Here is a 20,020-nt window from a genome sequence, read left to right as displayed (position 1 = left end):
CATCGAAATCCCATCGGATCCGGTTTCCGGACCCGCCGTCCCCCTATTCCTGAAAGACACCTTATGACCCAAACGAATACCGAAGCTACATGGCGTCCGCTTGCTGCCCAAGCACTGGAGCGCCTACGAAGCCAGCCCGGCCGAGCCCGAAAGACGGAGGAGGATGATCCGTTCACCGAGGAGGCTCTGCTCCGCGATGAAGAGCCGCTGCGAGAGTCCAAAGCGAAGCGGCGGGTCATCGCGAAGACCAGTCAAACGGACCAGTCTGACAAATCCAAGAAGCGCATTCCAAAGCCGCGGCCGCACCCGCGAACGCAGCCGCGTGATCTCACCCTGCTTTTCCGCCTCTGTGGGACATTTGAAACGCAATCGAACATCAACAAGATGCTGAACCCCGGCGCGCTGACATTGATCGAGGTCGGGGACGCGTCGGTGAATGCCATTCTCGAGCTTTTCGAGACCGCGCTGTTCGACAAAGAGGTGACGTTCGGGTCAGATACATATCTGCCGAAAGGCGCTCCAGGATCGACTTTGCTCGCACTCACATTGATGGAGCCGGAGTATCGCAGAGACACCCGTGACCAAAGAAGCAAGATCATGGCGGCGCTGGAATCTCCACATCCGGTTCTCTTGCTCGCCCCGAGCTTCGGCCACGTGCCGAGAGACATGCTGAATTGCCTGCCGACCCCACAGCGCCTTTCACCGATCTCGAGTGGCATTGTCTCGGCGCTCACCGATGAGGTCTATTCACCGTCCAACTCGGAAGCGCGAAAGGTTCAAGAGATGTTGTCCGATCTTACGTCTGATCTCTCCTGGCCGCGCCTGGCCGCCGCCTTGCGCGAACGAGACGCCGTATCATTTGCCGCAAGGCTGCTCTCTTTGGCCACCCAAAATACCCGAGAAGGTCCGACTCTTGCAGATATCGTGGGTTATGGCCCCGCCGAGGAGGTGGCGCGGCAAATGGTGTCGGACCTCGAGGATTGGCGCGATGGGCACCTCGCCTGGTCGGAGGTGCAGAGATCGGTCCTCTTCCACGGCGCTCCAGGCACCGGCAAATCTTTCTTGGCCTCGGCGATGGGCAACAGTGCGGGTGTCACCCTCGTGCGGGGCAGTTTCGCCCAATGGCAGGCCGCTGGCCATCTCGGAGACATGCTGAAGGCGATGCGTGACACCTTCCAGGAAGCGGCGCAAGCGCGTCCCTCAATCCTCGTCATCGACGAAGTGGATGCGCTCGGCGACCGCGCCAGCCTCGAGAAGCATAATGCCAATTACACCCACCAGGTGATCAATGGCTTTCTCGAGTCTATGGACGGCCTAAAGGATCTTGCGGGGCTAATTGTGGTCGGCACCTGCAACTTTCCCGATCGGATCGATGCCGCCGCCCTCAGGCCTGGCCGGTTCGACATGAAGGTAGAGGTTCCTCTACCAGGCAGGATGGCATTGCGCAGGATGCTCCGGGATGGGCTTCCCGAAGAACCCGGCGAGGCGGATCTCGAGCATCTGGTCTCCGCTGCCGCAGGCCGGAGCGCGGCGGAGATCGACGGCGCGCTCCGCGCGGCTCGCACCCGTGCGAGGTCTAAAGCCCGGGCTCTTCAGGTAAGCGATCTCCTCACGGAATTCGGCGCAGAAGCGCGCAATCCCGCGCTTGAATACCGGGTCGCGATCCACGAATGCGGCCACGCGATTGTGCATCAGTTTCTGGGTATGGGGCGCGTCAACCGCGTCGCGCTGACGACCACTGGTGGCGGGACATGGGTCAGTTCCACTCGCACTGAGGGCCTCATCACTGATTGCGAGAACCAGCTGATCCACCTGCTTGCAGGCCGCGCCGCGGAGCGCGTGGTGTTCGGCGCCCCCACTGCCGGTTCAGGTGGCAGCGAAACATCGGATCTTGCCCAGGCGACCCGGAAGGCTGCGGAGATCGACACGAAACTTGGCCTTGGCGCCGAAGGTCTTGCATGGACCGATCTTGATCACAGCCTTTATCTGCATGATCCGGAAAACGCCGCAAGAGTTCGGGACCGCCTCGAGGCGGCCGAGGCGCGGGCAATCTCTGTATTGGGGGAGCATGAGGCCTTGCTCAAGGGCATGGGGCGTGCGCTCTTCAAGGCCAGAATGCTTGAAGGCGAAGCACTCGAAAGTTGGATCCGGAAGATCGAAACCGGCAAGGGCGACAAGGGAGCCAGGCGGAGGCTAGACAGCGGGCCCGCGCTCATGCCGGATGTTCCGACCTCAGGATACACATCCGGGACCGACCCCTGAGGGCCATTGAGCCGAGCGTCCCGGCAACCGGAATTGCGGTTGCCGGGACGCGCGTTTGCGGGCTGCAGCATCGGAGATCCGAGCCCGCGCAAAGATGCGGCATTCAAAGTGCACCGCGCTCAGCGAGCCAGGCGCGCAGCGCGGATCCGGACCAGCCAACACGCCGGGGGGACAGCTGCACAGTTTGCGGGAAATCACCCGCATACATGAGCCGATAGAGGCTTGATTTGCTGAGCCCAGTCATCTCTTCGACTTCGCCGCGGTTATAGATTCTGTTCTCGATGGTCATATGAATTCCTTCCTTGAAATGACTAATGAGAACTTAACGGAAGATGGTTTCGGCGGGGTTTAAAGAAGGGCATGGCTGGGGGGGAAGATGCCGAGAAGCCCGAAACATGTCATGCTGGGGTGTCTTTCTGTGCCATATCGGCGCCCGTGGTCCCGGTCATAGACGCCACCACGGCTTGAAGCGTCTCCGCACGAGTGCGCTCCCCTGAAAGCTTGCGCTCAAGATCCCCAATAATCTTTCTGGCTTCGCGCAGTCGATCTTCCATCTGGCGAGTGCGCTTTTCCTCGACTACAGCCGCAGCCTCGAGTTCCGTGACCACGGCAAGCCGCTCGCGCGCCAGAGCTTCCGCACGGTCACGGTCACGCTCGAGAAGCATCCGGTCAGCCTCGAAAACCCGCGTCGCGTGAAACATGGCGGTCGTCCAGATGAAGTTCTTGAACCCACCGAATTCGTCTGCGACATGCTCGGGCATGCTGAGCAGCGCATCTTCCTCCGCGCGGATCTCTTCGAGCAATTTTGCGGCTGTCGAATATGATCCCACCCCCGCGCGATCACGGATCGCCTTGGCCGTGACCTCTGCGCCATCTTTCTCGAGCTGCGAAATTGTTTCCGCGACGATCTTCTTGGTAAGTAACTGCTTCGCCATCCTTATTCTCCGGTCTGTGGTCTGAGGCAGGAGATAGCGGAGCGCGGTTAAATGCGGGTTTAGAGGGCTGTTACCGTAAGGGTTACGGTAATAATCAAGAATCTTTACACCAGATCGCGCTCTATAATCGCCGACCTGGCTTTCGCTGATATGGATCATTGCAGCTTCTCTGATGGGAGCGCCGTTCGATCTCCGGCGAAATCAACAGCACGCGCCCCTTACTCACCTGACATCTTCATCAGGATCATGCCCGATGCAATGAGCGCCGCGGCGCATATGCGCATGAGGGAAGTCTGCTCGCCGAAGAGCCAAATGCCAATCATGAAGGCTCCGATCGCGCCGATGCCGGTCCAGATCATATAAGCAGTCCCGAGAGGAAGGGTCCGCATGGCCAGTGCCAGCAGACTGAAAGAGCCAAGCATCGTGACAACCATGATCGCGGTTGGCACTGCGCGCGTGAATCCGTGAGATTGTTTCATAGCACTTGCCCAAACGATCTCGAGCAGGCCAGCGACAAGAAGGTATACCCAAGCCATGTTCACTCCAACTCCGGGTCGTCCCGGTATAGAAACACAGGCTGAGGTCGTCCTCGCATGGATCATCTATAATCACGGGCGAGGATGTTCAAGCGCGTGGCTACAGAAGGTCACGCGGGCCGAAGATCCTGCGTCGCCTCCATGAGCCAGGATTTGAACGCCCGGCAGGCGGCATTGGACCGGCTTTCGTCGATGAAGTGAGCGCTATACCACGCACAGCGCGTCTTGCGCTTGTCGAGTTGCACGAGAACGCCTGTCGCCAGCTCCCGCTCGCACAGGATATCGTCGGCAAGGATCACCCCTTCTCCATCAGTCGCTGCGTCAATCGCGAGCGAAAGGTCCGAGTAAACGCGGCCGCTTTTCCAGTTGTTCGAGCTGGCTTCGTGTTCTTCGAACCAGCCGCGCCAGACGCTGACGCCGTGATCGTGAACGAGCGGCACGTGCGCCATGTCGTATTCTCCTCCAGGAGCCGGGTGATCTTCCAGAAATCGAGGGGCCGCTGCGGGAAATGCGTCGATCGGAAAGAGGCGGGTCGCCGTCTCATCGCCTTGCGGGAATCGAGTGTCGAAATGTATGACGACATCAATGCCGCTGCGCTCTGCAGTCGGCGGACTCCACGAGGCCTTGAGGTCGAGCTCGAAGCGCGGATACCGCGCGCGGAAGTCGTCGAGGTGGCGGCGCAGCCAGAGTGACGCGAAGGCTGGCTCTGCCACGACATGGACGGTCTGCCGCGTCTCGCCGCTACCGATGGATTGAAACGCATCGTCAATCGCAACCATTGCACCCGTGATCTTTGGCGAGATCATGCGTCCGGCGGGCGTGAGCCTCACCCGGTTACCATCGCGCTGGAAAAGCTCGGTCTCAAGCCATCGCTCGAGATTGCGCACATGGCGGCTGATGACTGTGTGACTGACCTTCAGCTCTTCGGCGGCCTTGGCAAAACTCTCAAACCGTGCCGCCGCCTCGAAAGCGCGCACGGCATTCAGATATGAGGTTGCTCGGACCATGGCCTAGCGTAGCTTCAGGCTTCGCTGAGCGCAACAAATAGGCGTTTTGGTGCAGGCAGGCTTCTGTCTAGGCTTCTCAACAAGAACGAAGAGTAAAATCACGATCGGGAGGAACCAAGATATGCATCGCAAGACCATAACTCATGCCATGACCCGGCGGACGCTTCTGCAGACCTCGGCAGCCGCAGGTGTTGCCGCCGCCGGGGGCTTGCTGGCCGCACCTGCAATCGCACAAGCGCGCAGCCTCAAGGTCGGCGCCTACGGCGGGTACTTCGAGAATAGCTTCAAGGAACACGTCTATCCCGAGTTCACCAAGGCGACCGGCATAGAAGTTGAAAGCGTCACCCAATCCGACTCGACGGGCTGGATGCTGACGATGCAGCAGGCCAAGGCCGCCGGCATCGTTCCAGCCGATGTGTCCCTATTCACGCCGTTTTCGCTCATCAAGGGCTCACGCATCGGCGATCTCTACGCACCGTTCGACCCGGAACGCATCCCGAACCTTTCCAACCTCGACGAGAAATTTCTACACCGCGACGAAGCAGGCCTGACCGGCGTGGCTGCCATGAGTTTCTTCTATTCGATGGTCATCAACACCGATGAGGTTGAGCGACCGGAAAGCTGGGCGGAATTCTGGGATACTGGGCGCTTCGAGGCGAGCCTTGGATTGCCCAAGGGCTACAACTGGTTCTTCCTCGACATCATCGCCGCAACCTTCTTCGACGGTGCCGCCAGCTTTGAGACGCGCGAAGGCATCGAAGCTCTGATTGCCAAGGCGGCCGAAATCCGGCCCAACGTGGGACTCTGGTATGGCTCGGAGAGCCAGATGGAGCAGGCGCTGAAGAATTACGACGTCGTTGCGGGCGAGTATTTCCACGACGTGACCGGGCTGATGGCTGCCGACGGTCACCCTGTCGCCTCAATCTTTCCGAAGGAAGGTAATCCGATCAGCCACAACTCCTGGACGCTCTCGCCTTTGTCTGAGAAATCCGATGAAGCGCATGAATTCGTCAACTTCTCGTGCGATCCAGCGACGCAGGCGATCATGTCCCGCAAGATCGGAACCGCGCCCGTGGTCGATCCCTCTCTCACTGATCTCAGCCAAGAGGAGCTCGACGCCGTATCGGGCACTCCCACGATCACGCCCGCCTACGAAGCTTACATCGACAACGAAAGCTTCATTCAAGAGGCATGGAACAAGATGGTGGCCGGCGCCTGAGCGCCGTTCAGCCAGCCCGCCCGCGCAACTGCAGGAGTCAGCAGAAATGTCGGACCTCATCCTTCAGAACGTTCGCAAGACCTTCGGCTCCTTCGTAGCCGTCGAGGGGCTGGATCTGCAGTTCGGGCACGGAGAACTGACGGCCCTCCTGGGGCCGTCAGGATGCGGCAAGACGACTCTTCTGCGTATGATTGCCGGTCTTGAGGCACCGACGAAGGGCCGCATCCTGTTCGAGAATGAGGACATAACGTCGAAAGGGGCCGAGCGGCGGAATTTCGGCATGGTTTTCCAGTCTTTCGCACTTTTTCCGCACATGAACGTGGCCGAGAACATCGCCTACAGCCTCACTCTCAAAGGCGTGCCGCGTGCCGAACGGGAGGCCCGGGCGAAAGAGCTACTGGAGCTCGTCCAGCTTGGCCATCTGGGCACACGCCGGATTGGCGAGCTATCGGGCGGCCAGCGCCAGCGCGTCGCGATCGCCCGTGCTCTCGCGCAGGAGCCGGGAGTCTTTCTTCTGGATGAGCCGATGTCGGCCCTGGATGCGCAGTTGCGGGGCGACATGCAGATGGAATTGCGGATGCTCCAGCAGAAGCTCGGCATCACTACGATCGTGGTGACGCATGATCAACGCGAGGCGATGACGATGGCCGACAAGATCGTTGTCATGTCGAGCGGCCGGGTCGAGCAGATCGGCACACCGCAGGAAATCTATCACGAGCCAGCGAACGCCTTCGTCGCGTCCTTCATCGGCAGCGCAAACCTTCTGAAGGGCACTTTCAGCGACGGAGCCGTGAAGATTGGCGCACTTAGGTTCGAGGTGCCCGCCGAGATGCGGGCGGCCGAGAACGCTCCGGTCACGCTATTCTGTCGCCCAGAGAAGGTGCGGCTGGGGCCGGAAAGCTCTGGCGACAACGTGATTGCTGCAGATGTGAAATTCGTGCGTGATCTGGGGCCGGTTCGCGAGATCCATCTTGTGACCGAACACGGCCCGGTCGCGGTCGAGGCGGGAGACATGGAGGGCATACCGCTCAAGGCGGGCGACAGGGTGAATGCGCATCTTCCAAAGGCGGCATTGCGCTTGTTGCCGGGTGACGCGGCATGATTGAGGCTGCTGCCCGAACAGGCGTCGCAAAAAGGCTGCTTCTGCTCGCGGTCATCGCATTCCTATGCCTCATCCCGTTCCTGCTGATCATTGCCGTCAGCCTGGGGCAGAAGATTGATGGCGCCTACTGGGAATGGGGACTGACCCTAGGCAACTACAAACGGTTCTTCGTCGGCGCTGACTGGCCGCAAACCACCTCCACGCTGCACCTGAGCCAGCTTTGGTATTCGATCTACTATGCGATGGTCGCTGCCATCGCTGCGGTCGCGACCGCCTTTCCGTTCACATACCTGATGACCCGCGGATCGTCGCGGAGGCAGACCTTCTGGCTGATCTTCTTTCTCTCCAGCGTATCGCTGTCCGAGGTGTTCGTGGCGATGGGCTGGGACGTCTTGTTGTCGGCTCGATCGGGGCTGCCGATGCTGTTCCGCGAGACCGGCATCACCGATTGGCTCAAGGATGCCGGCTGGTTTGGCACGCTGAGGGATTGGGGGCTCGCCACGCCGCGTAATGTCAAGTTCAAGCCCTCTGGCCTCGCGACGATCGTCACGATGACTTACCTCGTCTGGCCCTATGCAGTGATCCTGCTTTATCCGCCGCTCTCGCGTCTCGACCGCTCAACCGAAGAGGCGGCTCGCACGATGGGCGCGCGACCCTTCACTGTGGTCCGGACCGTTGTTCTTCCACAAGTGCGCCTGCCGGTCATCGGCGCGGTGCTGGTCCTCTTCGTGTTTCTCCTCGGGGCTTACGTTGTGGTCGCGGTCTTCGCCGACACGTCGAAGCAGACGCTGGCCATCGCGATCTACGAGTCCGTCCGAGGAATCGCGCTCGATGCGCCGTTCGGGGCCGCGCAGGCGATGGTTCTTCTGGTGTCGGCGGGGGCAGTGCTGCTCTTCAGCACATGGCTCACGCGCAAGAAGGAGGGTCGGGCATGACGCTACGCTTACTCGGAAAAGCCTATATGGGTCTTTGTGCGCTCTTCATCGTCCTGCCGATCATGGTCGTGATGGGTGCCGCGCTGAACGGTGGCCGATCCATGCTCTTCCCGCCCAAGGATGTGACATTCGATCGCTTCGCCGAATTCTTCTACACCGACCCAAGCTGGGTGCGCGCCCTGGGCAATTCGCTGGTAACCGCAGGCGGCAGCGCGGCCCTGGCGGTACTTCTGGCTTGGCCGATCGCCTACGGCCTCTGGAGGCATGGAAGCGGGCTGTCCAAGGCGATCGCCGGGCTAGGCACCTTGCCCTTCGCGTTGCCGCCCATCGTCTTCGGGGTCGGGCTGTCGTTCCTGTGGACTTTCACCGGTGGCCTCGGCCACATGTGGGCGGGGGTGCTCAGCCACACTGCGTTCTTTCTGGCGCTGCCGATCGTGATGATCTCGATCGGGCTGCAATCCATCGATCCGGCGCATATCGATGCCGCGCGCACGATGGGAGCGGATGGGCGGGCCATCTTCCGCACGATCGTTTTCCCACAGATGATGCCCTATTCGGCCTCGGGATTCTTCTTCGTCCTCGTGCTCAGCTTCAACGAGTTCATCATCATGTTCTTCGTCTCGTCCTCGGCCTACTCGACGGTGACGGTCAAGATCTTCAACTCGCTGCGCAATGGCTTCACGCCCACGATGGCTGTCGGCGCAATAACCTTCATCACGGTCTCAATCATCGCTTTCTCGCTGATCGCGAGATTCGGTAATCTGCCGCGCCTTCTGGGTGCGGATCACACGAACACGAACTGACAGGAGCACCCTCCATGGCAAATCCCAATCTGAAAAAGCGCGCGCTCATCGAGGGGCGCCCGGCGCTCATCGTAATTGACATCCAGGCGGGCACTTTCGCCGATACGAGCGCCGAGCGCGCCATCGACCATATGCCCGATTACGCCGAGCGCATGCTGCGCGCACGGCGCGCAATCGACGCGGCCCGCGAGGCCGGGGTTCCGGTGATCTTCATTCAGGAGGCGCATCGCCCCGATCACGTTGATTTCGGCCGCGAGCTCGACGGTAGCGAGGATGTGCACTGTGTCGAAGGCAACCCGAATACCGAACTTGCGGTCGAACAGATGGGCATCCGCCCGGACGATTACACGATCAAGAAACGGCGCTATTCGGCCTTCTTTGGAACCGATCTCGAGATCCTCCTGCGGGGGTTGAAAGCAGATACACTCCTTCTGTGCGGCGGACTCACCGATGTCTGCGTGCACTACACCTTCGTCGACGCGCACCAATCAGACTATTTCTGCCGCGTGATCGAGGATTGTGTTGCCGGATCCAGCATTGAGGCTCACGAGGGTGCCTTGCGAGCGATGGAATACTTGCAAGCCGGTGCACGCCGCGGCATCGACGAGGTAATTGAAGCGATGGGCGAGGCTTCGCGAGCCAGATCAGTCGCATGATCACTAGGCGCACTGGAAGGTAGTCAATCTCCAGCGCTTTTGGAATTGGCGCGCAATGCGCGTCCTGAGATTAGCTTGCACGTAATTTCAGAATTGAGACGCTTTAGCTTCACGTAATCAGGCGAGCAGAAGCAGATCAGTGGCGGCTAGCTTTCGGGCGATGAAACCGGCTTCTCGCAAGGGGTTTCAGGCATCATCCTTTTGCACTTCATCGACGAGCCAGTCGCAAAACAGGCGGGAACTCTCTGACATGGTCGCCACTCGTAAGTAATAGTATTCCCTCTCGATGGCGTTGATTGCTTTCATCCGAAGAAGCGTTCCGTCCTTGAGAAACCCGTCGACCAGGGGATGACCAGCCAAGGCAACGCCCTGACCTCCCAGCGCCGCCTGTAGCATGTGAGGATAGGTGTTGACCTGAATTCCTGACCGTTCTTCGGGTGGCTGCAAATCGTGTTGCCTGAACCAATGAGGCCATCTTGCTTCGGCGCGATAGCGCCCGGAGAGATGAAGCAACCTTTCTCGGAGAAGATCCTCGGGCTGCGCAAGCGCTGTTCGCGCTGCATAGTTGGGGCTGAAGACCGGGAATATTGTCTCCCGAACCAGCGGTGTCCAACTTTCGTCTGCCATCGTGGCTGGCATGTATCGGACGATGATGTCGAGGCCTTCCGAAGAGATATCGAGGTAACGGTCGGAGACGATGAGGTTGATTTCGATATCAGGATGGTCTGCGCCGAACCCCGCAAGACGCGGCATCAGCCAGTATGTCGCGAATGCCGAAGTCACTGTGACGGTCACCCTCGACCCACGCGGACTGACACGCTGGCGTTCTAGCAGATCCGCTATGGCATGAAGCGCCGGATTAAGCGCCTCCGCGAAAGACGAGCCGGCGGCGGTCAGAGACACTTTTCGGTGGCCTCTCAGGAAGAGTCGTTGTCCCAGATTCATTTCCAGCTCAGCGATCTGACGGCTTACTGCGACGCGCGACAGACCCAGCTCCTCGGCAGCGCGCGTAAAGTTACCCGTGCGCGATGCGGCTTCGAATGTCACAAGGTTCTTGTAGATATGAAGATCTCTGCGCAGCTTTGGCATAACGCTCAGGTTAACAGCGTGATAGCAAATCAGCAACTTCACAGAAGTCGCCAGGGTCATATCATCGACCCCAATTGAGACGCCTGTATCACACGATGAGGAGATGACTGATGAAGACGCTATCGCTGTCCACCGCAAGTGCAGTCGCGTGTATGGCGCTGGCTACCCCGCTCACCGCGCAGGACAAACCCGGTGAGGGCGTGACCCTCAACCCGATCAAGGGGTCGCCAGCCAATGCCTGGTTTCAGCACATGGTTGTTCAACTGGGCCTCGAAGCGCTCGGATATGAGGTTGAGGAGACGCGGGAAGCGGATTTTCCGGCGTTGCATCTCGCCGTTGCATCAGGTGATGCCGACTACACGATCAACAACTGGAAGCCACTGCATGACGACTTCTATGAGAGATCGGGCGGCGACGCCGTGATGGTGCGCGACCATGTCGTCATTTCTGGCGCCGGCCAGGGTTACTTCATCGACAAGGCAACCGCCGAGACGCACGGGATTACCAATCTCGGTCAATTACAGGATCCGGAGATCGCCGTTCTTTTCGACAGTGATGGCGATGGCCTAGCGAACCTTTCAGGGTGCAATCCCGGCTGGGGCTGTGAGCTTCGCATCGAAGATCATCTCGACGCGTATGGGCTGAGAGATACGGTCGAACATGACCAGGGCAGCTATTTCGCTATTATGGCAGACACGATCACCCGTTATGAGGGCGGGGGCTCGATCCTGTATTACACTTGGACGCCAAACTGGATCAGCGACGTTCTGGTGCCCGGCGAAGACAGTGTTCAGATTGGTGTGCCAGCACGCGACGACAGCGAGACCGTCGGTGTGGACGGTTTTGACCCAGGGTTCCCCGTCAATGATGTCTACGCTGTCTCGAATCGCGCTTTTTATGAAAGCAATCCAGCAGCCGCGAAATTTCTCGACCTCGTTGAGATCCCAATCTCGGCTGTGAACGCAGCCCAGATCAAGCTGAGGGACGGCGAGGATACACTTGAGGACTTTCGCGCGCAGGCCGAAGAATGGGTGGCTGCAAATCAGGAACAGTTCGACGCTTGGGTCGAGAAAGCCGCAAAAGCAGCCGAGTGATTATGGCAAGGGCGCGCGCAGGCGCGCCCTGCCCTTGACCGCCGGGGGATACATCGTGGCCGAGCTGGCAATCAGTTGCAAGAATTTGTGGAAGATCTACGGCGCCCGCGCCAATGAAGCGATGGACGCCATACGGCAGCGCAACCTCGGCAAAGACGAGGTGCGAGACGAATTCGATTGCGTTCTGGGCGTTCATGATGCGAGCTTCGACATCGCAAAGGGTGAGATCTTCTGCATCATGGGGCTTTCGGGATCGGGCAAGTCCACCCTGGTGCGCCACATCAATCGCCTTATCGATCCGACATCGGGCGAAATCCATGTCGGTGGGCAACGGGTCGATACCATGGCCGAGCCCGAACTGCTCGAGTTGAGGTCCAGAACCATTGGAATGGTCTTTCAACACATGGCGCTCTGGCCGCACCGGACATTGGCGGGCAATGTGGGCTTCGGTCTCGAAGTGCGCGGCATTCCCGTGAAAGAGAGGCGTGCAGCCGCCGAAAAAGCGCTTGGATCTATGGATCTGGATGGCTGGGCGGACCACTATCCTGACCAGCTTTCTGGCGGCATGCAACAACGCGTAGGACTCGCGCGCGCCCTTGCGGCCGATCCGGAGATACTGCTGATGGACGAGCCATTCTCGGCGCTTGACCCGCTCATCCGGCGTCAATTGCAGGATCAGTTTCTGACATTGTCCCAAAAGCTCAAGAAGACGACCGTCTTCATCACACACGATCTGGATGAAGCCATCCGCATGGGCGACCGTATCGCAATCATGAATGAAGGCGAAATTGTTCAGATCGGCACCCCCGAAGAGATCGTGACCCAGCCCGTCGATGGCTATGTCGCCGAGTTCGTCAAAGGCATCAGCCGTGTCAGCCTCGTTCGGGCGGAAAGCCTGATGACACGGCTGAACGGCCATGCGCCGACACAAAAGAAAGTGACGGCACAAAGCGATCTCGGCACCGTCATCGATGCGTTCATGGACGATCTAGGTCCAGTCACGGTGGTCGATGCCGAGGGCGCCCCGCTGGGTGTCATCACTATCAAGGACGCGCTAAGCGCCTTGCGCGGATAGGAGCAAATATGGACCTTTGGAACATATTCGACACCGAGTGGGTGCCGGTCGGGGAGTGGGTCGACGCCCTCCTGCAATGGGTAGTTACGCATTTCCGCTTTATCTTTCAGGCGATCAAGGTTCCCTTCGATATCGTGCTTGGCGCGCTGGAGGACGGACTTACCGGCGCGCCCGATCTTTTGATCCTTGGGCTCATCGTTCTCATCGCGTGGCAAGCCGGTGGTCGCAAACTGGCGGCCATTTCCGCGGCCGCCTTGCTAGGCATCGGCCTCATGGGCGCATGGGAAGAGAGCATGGTGACGCTTTCCATCGTGCTGACTTGCGTCATCTTCTGCTCGCTGATCGGCATTCCGCTCGGGATCGCCGCTGCCCGAAATGACAGGTTTTGGGCCGTGCTGCGCCCACTTTTGGATCTGATGCAGACGATCCCGTCCTTCGTATATCTCGTGCCCGTGGTGATGCTCTTTTCGATCGGTAACGTGTCGGGCGTAATCGTGACCTTCATCTACGCTCTGCCGCCGGTCGTGCGGTTGACCAACCTGGGCATACGTCAGGTGCGTCAGGATATGGTCGAAGCCGCTCGGGCCTTCGGAGCGAGCCGCCGGCAGACGCTGGTCAAGATCGAATTACCGCTCGCGATGCCGACCATCATGGCCGGAGTGAATCAGACGATCATGATGGCCCTTTCGATGGTGGTTGTGGCCTCCATGATCTCGGTCACGGGTTTGGGTCAGATGGTTCTGCGCGGAATCGGTCGCCTCGATATGGGTCTGGCAACCATCGGCGGCCTCGGGATCGTCTTCCTCGCAATAGTGATCGATCGCATCAGTCAGAGCTTCGGGATGTCATCGCGCGAACGCGGCCACAAGAAATGGTATCGCACCGGGCCCGCCGGAGTGGTGCATCGCATGTTTCGAAAAGGATAAGTTATGAGAGGCCAACCCAACATCCTCTTCATTCAAGTTGATCAATTAACCGCACAATCTCTGAGGGCCTACGGCGACAAGGTGTGTCACGCACCCAATCTCGACAGGCTCGCCGACAGCGGCATGGTCTTCGAAACCGCCTACTGCAATTTTCCTCTCTGTGCGCCCTCCCGCTTCTCGATGGCCGCGGGTCAACTGTGCTCGACGATCGGTGCATATGACAATGCGGCGGAAATGCCCGCATCGGTGCCGACCTACGCGCACTACCTACGCGCCGAAGGGTACCAGACAGCGCTTTCGGGTAAGATGCATTTCATCGGGCCAGACCAGCATCACGGGTTCGAGAAACGCCTGACGGCTGATCTTTATCCTGCAGACTTCTCTTGGGTGCCTAGTTGGGGGAACGAAGGCAAGCGTGACACGAACGATTCGCGCGGCGTCGTCGTTTCCGGCATTTGTGAGCGGTCCGTTCAAATCGACTATGATGAGGAAGTCACCTTCAAGGCGATCCGGCATCTCTACGACATGGCCCGCGCTGGCGACGAGCGACCTTTTTTTCTGCAAGTCTCATATACCCACCCGCACGAGCCTTATCTGTGCCGCAAGGAATACTGGGATCTTTACGAAGGCGCCGACATTCCCTTGCCGCATGTCCCGGCACTGCCTGCTAAGCAGCACGACGCCCATTCGCAGCGTCTTCTCAGGGATTTCGGCATGCTAGACACACGGTTCGCGGACGAGGATATCGCACGAGCGCGTCGCGCCTATTACGGCTCGATCAGCTTCATCGACGCGATGGTGGGCCAGATCCTCGATACGCTCGACGCGCTCGGCCAGAGCGAGAATACCGCGATCATCTTCAGTTCGGACCATGGCGAGATGCTAGGTGAGCGCGGCATGTGGTTCAAAAAGCATTTTTTCGAGCCTGCCCTGCGCGTTCCTCTGATCATCAAGGCGCCGAATGTCGACAGTGGCCGCTGCGCAACACCCGTTTCGCTGGTCGATCTGCTGCCAACTTTCATGGGTCTGGCGACCGCTCCCGGCTGGTCGAGCAACGTCGAGCCGTTGGAAGGGTGTGATCTGACGGCGCTTGTTGGTGAGCCAGCAGACCTTGAGCGTCCCATCTATGCTGAATACCTAGCCGAAGCGACCACGGCGCCGATCCTGATGATCCGCCGGGGCCGCTACAAATGCATCGCATCCACCGACGATCCGCCCCTCTTATTCGACCTAAGAGACGATCCGAACGAGCGCGTGAACCTCGCCCTCTCTAAAGCGCACGCCGAGCTTCTTGGACAATTCCAGTCCGAAATAGCGCAGCGCTGGAACAGCGCCGATCTAACGCACCTTGTTAAGCTGAGTCAGCGTAGACGGCGGAAAGTGCTTGAGGGATACGTCTTTGGCGAGATGCCGAGGTGGAACCATGGAGAGGAGCCAGGCCAAGACGTGCTGTGGTATCGCGGACAAGGCAGTTACAACGACTGGGCCTTCGCTTACCTGCCGGTGCAGACAGAGGCAGCCGAGTAGATCGGCGTCGTAACTGGGCTGGATTTTGCGCGGCTCAACAGCGCCAATCGCCAAACAAAGTTTTGTCTGAGCAGTGGAGCAAACTTACCTCCGACTTGATTGGTAGTGGCCGGTGCGGAAACTTGAGCCTGCCGTTAAGCGATCCTTTTGTGTAACACCTCTGAATGCCCACGCCGAAGGCTTGCAGCAGCGCTGCTAGTATTTTCCTACAGTGCAGTCCGGAGCCTAAGCCAACTTATAAACCAAATCGCGACCGACCCATGACCCTACAAGCACATACGCGGCTCTAGTCGTGATGCATGATTTCAGCCGCCCCACTCCACCCGCGCTGCAGATGAACCGCCGCCAATTGAAAGCCCGAACTCGGCCAAGCAGTCGGCGATGGAACGAACAGCGTGCGCTTGAGGCCAAACCCGGCATCTCTGACGAGCGAAACACGTCTCTTCGTTCCGAAATGATTGACTGGAGCGAGAAAGAGAACATTGTCTGCCACTCGCAAACTATGCTCAAGGAAATCGCGAAACCGGCTCCAGGGCGGGTTAGTGATGATCCAGTCGACCGGCGTTGTGAAGTCGAAGAAATCGCGGCCCTCGCTGATCTCGCACCAGTGCTTGGTCACATGTGCTGGCAAAGCATCGTAGAACGCGCGATCCCCCCGTGCCGGCTCGAGCACCGCGCCGCCAATCTCGTCCGCAAAGGCCTTGACGATGTGGACCGCGAGATTCCTTGGCGTGAAAACCAGGTCTGCTTCCGCATGGTTTGGCTTGGGCACCAGCCGGTTGGATGGCGCCGCGAGCATGTTCATGAACCCCAGCGCCCGCAAGTAACGTCGCAGTGTCTCTACCCGTGCTCGGAAACGGGTTTCAAGCGTTACGATCGTTTGGGGGCTTACGCCAAGTTTTGCGGCCATATCGCGCTGCGACAATAGCTTTGCCTTGCGCCGGGCCGCGAGTGCCTGCGCCGCCGCCACCCCATCGATTTCATTCGTCCAACTCCAGCGCAGACCTAGTGCGGCGCGCAATCGGTTTAGGGATGAAATACTGCCGCCGCCGCGCAGCACAGTGCGAACGGTCTCCCAATTGAGACCGCTGTCATTCGACAGTTCGTAAAGCGAGCTCTGTTCAGGTTTGAAGCCGGTGGGAAAGAGGATGGACTGCATATCGAGTTTCTGGATCATTTGATCCAGCTTTTCAATATGTTCATAGCACTGTTAAGCTCCGGCTTAGAACGGCGCGTCCCGCCGCGTGCGCTTGATCGCTGAAGTCGTGCCGCAGACGGGGTGTGGCGATCGGGGAGATGTTCTGAGGCGCGCTTGAAAGATGACTTCCCCTAGCTTCCTAGCGAACGACCATATTCAGATTTGAAGAACTGCAATTCGGGAACCCGGATGAACCACGCAGGTCACCAAGAAATGGGCATCTGCGGCGGCGTCAGCGGATGGACGAAAACTGGCACGACGGCGCTTTCAGCTGTAGTTTGGGCTCATGTGTAACCTCTACTCCAACACCACATCGCAACAGGCAATGCGCCAGCTCTTCCAAGTTTCGCCGGAGCACGACCACCTTGGCAATGCCGAGCCGCTGACCGCGATTTATCCGAATTATTCTGGTCCGGTGGTCCGCCTTGAAGAGAACGGGGAGCGCGAGTTGGTAAGCCTGTCCTGGGGCTTCCGAACGACGAGCAAATCCAAGAAGACAGGCGCGATCATCAAGCCGGCTGCCTGGAACAACGCGCGCGACGACAAGCTGACCCGCGCTGGACTGTGGAGGAAGAGCTTCATCAATCGCCGCTGCCTCATTCCCGCATCGAGTTTTTGCGAAGCGAAGGGGCGCAACCCTGCCACCTGTTTCTGGTTTGCCCTGAAGGGCAGTGAGCCTCGCCCTCCATTTGCGTTTGCCGGCATGTGGCAACTGTCGCGATACGAGACGAAAGAGGGGCCTGAGTCCGCCGAGACCTATTCCGTCGTCACGACGACGCCAAATGACATCGTAAGACCGATTCACCCGTCACGGATGCCTGTCATTCTCGATCCCGAAAGCTACGAGACCTGGCTCAACGGCAACGCCAACGCGGCCCAAACGCTTCTTCGGCCGTATCCGGCAGAAAAGATGGAGGTTGTGCAGCAGGGTGAGGGTCTTCGAGCGGACGAAGGTGGGTAAATACGCCCCCAAAAAAGGAGGCGTTTGCTGCAACCAACCGCTACCAACGAGTATTTCGAAATACGCGACTTTCGGCCCAGACCTGCCATTGGCTTGATGGTCGAACGCTGCGATGCAGCTTCACGATATCGGCCATCCATCCCTCGCGCATCACTTTCGAAGGTGAAGGTCGGCGGAGCGGACAAAGGAAGCATCCGCTCGAGTTATCTCCGTCTCATCATGCAGTTTCTCGAGGAGCTGGACCGCGCGTGAGAGGTCACGTCCGTTATCCGCGCCTCATCTCGCCGTCGTTTTCAAGATGACCTCTGCGGCCTCCTTCGGGCGGTCCCATTGCGGGAAGTGGCCACACCACTCGAACCAGTGCAACCGCGCGGTGGGGAAGGCCGCTTGTGCGCGCTCCGCCTGACGTGGCAGCAGGAGACGGTCCTGACGGCCCCAGCCAATCGTCACGCGGCCCGGAGGTGTGGCGGTCCCCTCCTGCAACGGACCACGCGCCAGTTCGCGCAGCATCGCGTCGAACACGTCTGTCTCGGCTATGGCCGTCAGCTCGTTCCGGACCAGCAGGGGATCAAGGGCGCCGGGCCTCGCCGACAGTTGCGCGAGCAGAACGGCCCGCGCGGCGCGACTGTGCGAGAGCGCCGGAATGCGCCGCCGCAGGAGGCGCACCAGCCGGACCGAGGCTGCAAGCGTGGAGCGGAACCACACCGTCTCCCAGCCGCGCCAGAAACCGCCCGGATCATAAGCGACCGTGTGGCCGCCGATGCCGCGCCGTGCCAGTTCCAGCACCAGCCGCGCGCCGACAGAACTGCCGACGGTATCGACGCCGGCGAGCCCGTTCCGGTCGATGAAGTGTTCGAGCGCGTCCGCATGGGCGGCGATCGTCTGGCGCCCCGGAAGCGCCGGAGACCCCCCGTGCCCAGGCAGATCGACCAATATGACCTCGCGTCCGCGAGCAAGCATCGGCAGGATGCCGTCCCAGGACCGGACGCTTCCACCCAGCCCGTGAACCAGGAGCAAGGGTGGTCCGGCACCGTGACGCTCGCAATTCAGTTCCATGCTCAAGGAACGCTCGGCAGCGAAACTCGTTCCGCCGGTGGTGCTGGTAGCCGACGGGTCGTCGTGCCGACGGCGGCGTGCAGCGGACGCGCATATTCCGGTCCTCCTGCGCATCGCCGCCACCGACGCCCCCGCGCAGCAGATATCAATTCCTGACCCCTGTGCGGTCGTCCCGCCGCAGTCAAGGACGGCCCTAACCAGCCTTTCGCTTCGAGGCCGAGCGCTGCGGTGCAGCTTCACCATAGCGGCCATTCGTGCATCGCGCAGCATTTTCAGAGGGTGAAGGTCGGCAGAGCGGGACATTCCAGCCGTTCGCGGGAGCGGTAATATTGACCTTTCTCGCCTCACGGTCAATACCGCTCACATGGTTGAGAAGGACATCCACATAGTCGCCCGGTCAGCCGGTATCCCCTTGGCGGGATGCCGGGATGACGATCACGCGACCTGACCACGCCGATCGCCAGCCTCGGCCTCGCCCTTTCGGACGAGGTTTTTTGCGTGGAAAACGTGCCTCGTCCCCCTTTCTCTGGAGATGAACATGGCTCAGAATATCTACGACAACCCCGATTTCTTCGCTGGCTACAGCCAGCTTCCCCGGCAGGTGCGAGGGCTGGAAGGCGCGCCGGAATGGCCCGCCATCCGCGCGTTGCTGCCGGACGTAGCAGGCAAGCGCGTGGTCGATCTGGGCTGCGGCTTCGGTTGGGCATCCCGCTGGTTCCGCGAAAACGGTGCGGCCTCGGTCCTGGGGCTCGATCTTTCGCAGAACATGATCGACCGGGCACGGGCAGACACCGACGATGTCGCCATTGACTATCGCATTGCCGATCTCGACACGCTCGAACTGCAGGAAGCCGCGTTCGATCTGGTCTATAGCGCGCTGACCTTCCACTACGTGCAGGATTTCAGCCAGGTGATGCGCGCGATCCACCGCGCACTGACGCCCGCCGGCGATCTGGTTTTCACCATCGAACACCCGATCTTCATGGCGGCGGCCCATCCGCATTGGATTGAGGACGAAGACGGGCGGAAAACATGGCCGATCAACGGCTATTCGACGGAAGGTGAACGCCGCACCAACTGGTTCGCCGAGGGGGTGCTGAAGCAGCATCGGACACTGGCGACCACGATCAACACCCTGATCGGCGCGGGCTTCACCTTACGCAGGATCGAGGAATTTGCACCTACGCCGGACCAAATCGCGGCGATGCCAGAGCTGGCCGACGAAGTGGAGCGGCCAATGATGTTAATGGTTTCGGCATACAAGATTTGATCTCGTTGCCGCCCGGTCCTACCGGCCGGGCGGCATGCTACCTAATGTCGTGGAAGGGCTCAAAGCTGACTTGCGGCGGTGCAGCACTCGATCTTGGGCCATCATCATCCCTGAGGGGTTGATCCGATGACCGCGGTCGGCCCAAAGCCGCCGTCCGCTTGGGGCGTCAGATGCTGCAGCGCGGCCCGTCGAACCAGCCGTTCGTACATCCTGCAGCATTTTGTCGGCTAAAACGTCGGTCAGCGGACAAAGCGTGCTTTTGCTGCGTAGCAAGACAACTGCGCTTGACACACTCGCATTATATCGGTATTTCTCGATATATGGATAATAACTCCGCTCTTGAGGCCTTCGCTGCCCTAAGCCAGCCGA

General features: G+C 59.8%; 19 protein-coding genes. 12 read left to right on the top strand and 7 right to left on the bottom strand.

Annotation, left to right across the window (positions count from 1 at the left end; genetic code table 11):
* The first annotated feature begins 63 nt into the window (after window positions 1-63).
* Complete coding sequence (locus ACGRVM_RS07380) at window positions 64-2,262, top strand: AAA family ATPase (RefSeq protein ID WP_377171319.1); 2,199 nt, start codon at window positions 64-66, stop codon at window positions 2,260-2,262.
* Window positions 2,263-2,365: 103 nt separating this feature from the next.
* Here the strand turns inward: ACGRVM_RS07380 and ACGRVM_RS07375 are convergent, their stop codons facing one another.
* The 4 genes from ACGRVM_RS07375 to ACGRVM_RS07360 form a co-directional block, all read right to left on the bottom strand.
* Window positions 2,366-2,551, bottom strand: a complete 186-nt coding sequence (locus ACGRVM_RS07375) for a helix-turn-helix transcriptional regulator (RefSeq protein ID WP_377171321.1) — start codon at window positions 2,549-2,551, stop codon at window positions 2,366-2,368.
* A gap of 109 nt (window positions 2,552-2,660) precedes the next feature.
* Entirely contained in the window at window positions 2,661-3,356 is a 696-nt protein-coding gene (locus ACGRVM_RS07370) for a DNA-binding protein (protein WP_377171323.1), read from the bottom strand.
* A 59-nt stretch (window positions 3,357-3,415) separates the two neighbouring features.
* The gene (locus ACGRVM_RS07365; protein ID WP_377171325.1) at window positions 3,416-3,733 is read right to left on the bottom strand and encodes a DMT family transporter; all 318 of its coding nucleotides are present in this window, start codon (window positions 3,731-3,733) and stop codon (window positions 3,416-3,418) included.
* 110 nt (window positions 3,734-3,843) lie between these two features.
* On the bottom strand, window positions 3,844-4,740 hold the full coding sequence (locus tag ACGRVM_RS07360; protein WP_394624038.1) for a LysR family transcriptional regulator: 897 nt from the start codon (window positions 4,738-4,740) through the stop codon (window positions 3,844-3,846).
* 121 nt (window positions 4,741-4,861) lie between these two features.
* Between ACGRVM_RS07360 and ACGRVM_RS07355 the strand changes: the two genes are divergently transcribed.
* Genes ACGRVM_RS07355 through ACGRVM_RS07335 form a run of 5 tightly spaced genes read left to right on the top strand, consistent with a single transcriptional unit; the run spans window position 4,862 to window position 9,455 of the window.
* Window positions 4,862-5,959 carry an ABC transporter substrate-binding protein gene (locus ACGRVM_RS07355; RefSeq protein WP_377171329.1) on the top strand — a complete coding sequence of 366 codons (1,098 nt, stop codon included), beginning with the start codon at window positions 4,862-4,864 and terminating at the stop codon, window positions 5,957-5,959.
* Between the two features lie 46 nt (window positions 5,960-6,005).
* The gene (locus ACGRVM_RS07350; RefSeq protein WP_377171331.1) at window positions 6,006-7,061 is read left to right on the top strand and encodes an ABC transporter ATP-binding protein; all 1,056 of its coding nucleotides are present in this window, start codon (window positions 6,006-6,008) and stop codon (window positions 7,059-7,061) included.
* Window positions 7,058-7,996, top strand: coding sequence for an ABC transporter permease (locus ACGRVM_RS07345; protein WP_377171333.1), 939 nt, complete (start codon window positions 7,058-7,060; stop codon window positions 7,994-7,996). Before ACGRVM_RS07350 ends, ACGRVM_RS07345 begins: the two co-directional genes overlap by 4 nt.
* Window positions 7,993-8,799, top strand: coding sequence for an ABC transporter permease (locus ACGRVM_RS07340; protein ID WP_377171335.1), 807 nt, complete (start codon window positions 7,993-7,995; stop codon window positions 8,797-8,799). Before ACGRVM_RS07345 ends, ACGRVM_RS07340 begins: the two co-directional genes overlap by 4 nt.
* Window positions 8,800-8,813: 14 nt before the next feature.
* Window positions 8,814-9,455 (top strand): cysteine hydrolase family protein, encoded by a 642-nt coding sequence (locus ACGRVM_RS07335; RefSeq protein ID WP_377171337.1) that lies wholly within the window; start codon window positions 8,814-8,816, stop codon window positions 9,453-9,455.
* Between the two features lie 186 nt (window positions 9,456-9,641).
* Here the strand turns inward: ACGRVM_RS07335 and ACGRVM_RS07330 are convergent, their stop codons facing one another.
* On the bottom strand, window positions 9,642-10,604 hold the full coding sequence (locus tag ACGRVM_RS07330) for a LysR substrate-binding domain-containing protein (protein WP_377171339.1): 963 nt from the start codon (window positions 10,602-10,604) through the stop codon (window positions 9,642-9,644).
* Window positions 10,605-10,654: 50 nt separating this feature from the next.
* Here ACGRVM_RS07330 and proX point away from each other — a divergent pair, with 50 nt between their 5' ends.
* Genes proX through betC form a run of 4 tightly spaced genes read left to right on the top strand, consistent with a single transcriptional unit; the run spans window position 10,655 to window position 15,166 of the window.
* Window positions 10,655-11,638: a glycine betaine/L-proline ABC transporter substrate-binding protein ProX gene (gene proX, locus ACGRVM_RS07325; RefSeq protein ID WP_377171341.1), complete on the top strand. Its 984-nt coding sequence runs from the start codon at window positions 10,655-10,657 to the stop codon at window positions 11,636-11,638.
* A 55-nt stretch (window positions 11,639-11,693) separates the two neighbouring features.
* Window positions 11,694-12,713: a quaternary amine ABC transporter ATP-binding protein gene (locus tag ACGRVM_RS07320; protein ID WP_377171343.1), complete on the top strand. Its 1,020-nt coding sequence runs from the start codon at window positions 11,694-11,696 to the stop codon at window positions 12,711-12,713.
* Between the two features lie 8 nt (window positions 12,714-12,721).
* Window positions 12,722-13,639, top strand: a complete 918-nt coding sequence (locus ACGRVM_RS07315; protein WP_377171345.1) for an ABC transporter permease — start codon at window positions 12,722-12,724, stop codon at window positions 13,637-13,639.
* A 3-nt stretch (window positions 13,640-13,642) separates the two neighbouring features.
* On the top strand, window positions 13,643-15,166 hold the full coding sequence (betC, locus tag ACGRVM_RS07310; protein WP_377171347.1) for a choline-sulfatase: 1,524 nt from the start codon (window positions 13,643-13,645) through the stop codon (window positions 15,164-15,166).
* A 286-nt stretch (window positions 15,167-15,452) separates the two neighbouring features.
* Here betC and ACGRVM_RS07305 read toward each other — a convergent pair whose 3' ends face one another.
* On the bottom strand, window positions 15,453-16,343 hold the full coding sequence (locus tag ACGRVM_RS07305; protein WP_377171349.1) for a helix-turn-helix transcriptional regulator: 891 nt from the start codon (window positions 16,341-16,343) through the stop codon (window positions 15,453-15,455).
* Between the two features lie 307 nt (window positions 16,344-16,650).
* Here ACGRVM_RS07305 and ACGRVM_RS07300 point away from each other — a divergent pair, with 307 nt between their 5' ends.
* On the top strand, window positions 16,651-17,325 hold the full coding sequence (locus tag ACGRVM_RS07300; RefSeq protein WP_377171351.1) for an SOS response-associated peptidase: 675 nt from the start codon (window positions 16,651-16,653) through the stop codon (window positions 17,323-17,325).
* Window positions 17,326-17,601: 276 nt separating this feature from the next.
* Here ACGRVM_RS07300 and ACGRVM_RS07295 read toward each other — a convergent pair whose 3' ends face one another.
* On the bottom strand, window positions 17,602-18,381 hold the full coding sequence (locus tag ACGRVM_RS07295) for an alpha/beta fold hydrolase (RefSeq protein ID WP_377171404.1): 780 nt from the start codon (window positions 18,379-18,381) through the stop codon (window positions 17,602-17,604).
* A gap of 538 nt (window positions 18,382-18,919) precedes the next feature.
* Between ACGRVM_RS07295 and ACGRVM_RS07290 the strand changes: the two genes are divergently transcribed.
* Window positions 18,920-19,651: a class I SAM-dependent methyltransferase gene (locus ACGRVM_RS07290; protein WP_377171353.1), complete on the top strand. Its 732-nt coding sequence runs from the start codon at window positions 18,920-18,922 to the stop codon at window positions 19,649-19,651.
* Window positions 19,652-20,020: the final 369 nt, after the last annotated feature.

The organism is Roseovarius aquimarinus, assembly GCF_043661195.1.
Taxonomy (GTDB): domain Bacteria; phylum Pseudomonadota; class Alphaproteobacteria; order Rhodobacterales; family Rhodobacteraceae; genus Roseovarius; species Roseovarius aquimarinus.
The sequence above is the reverse complement of the archived record's forward strand: the minus strand, read 5'-3'. Positions and strand labels throughout refer to the sequence as shown.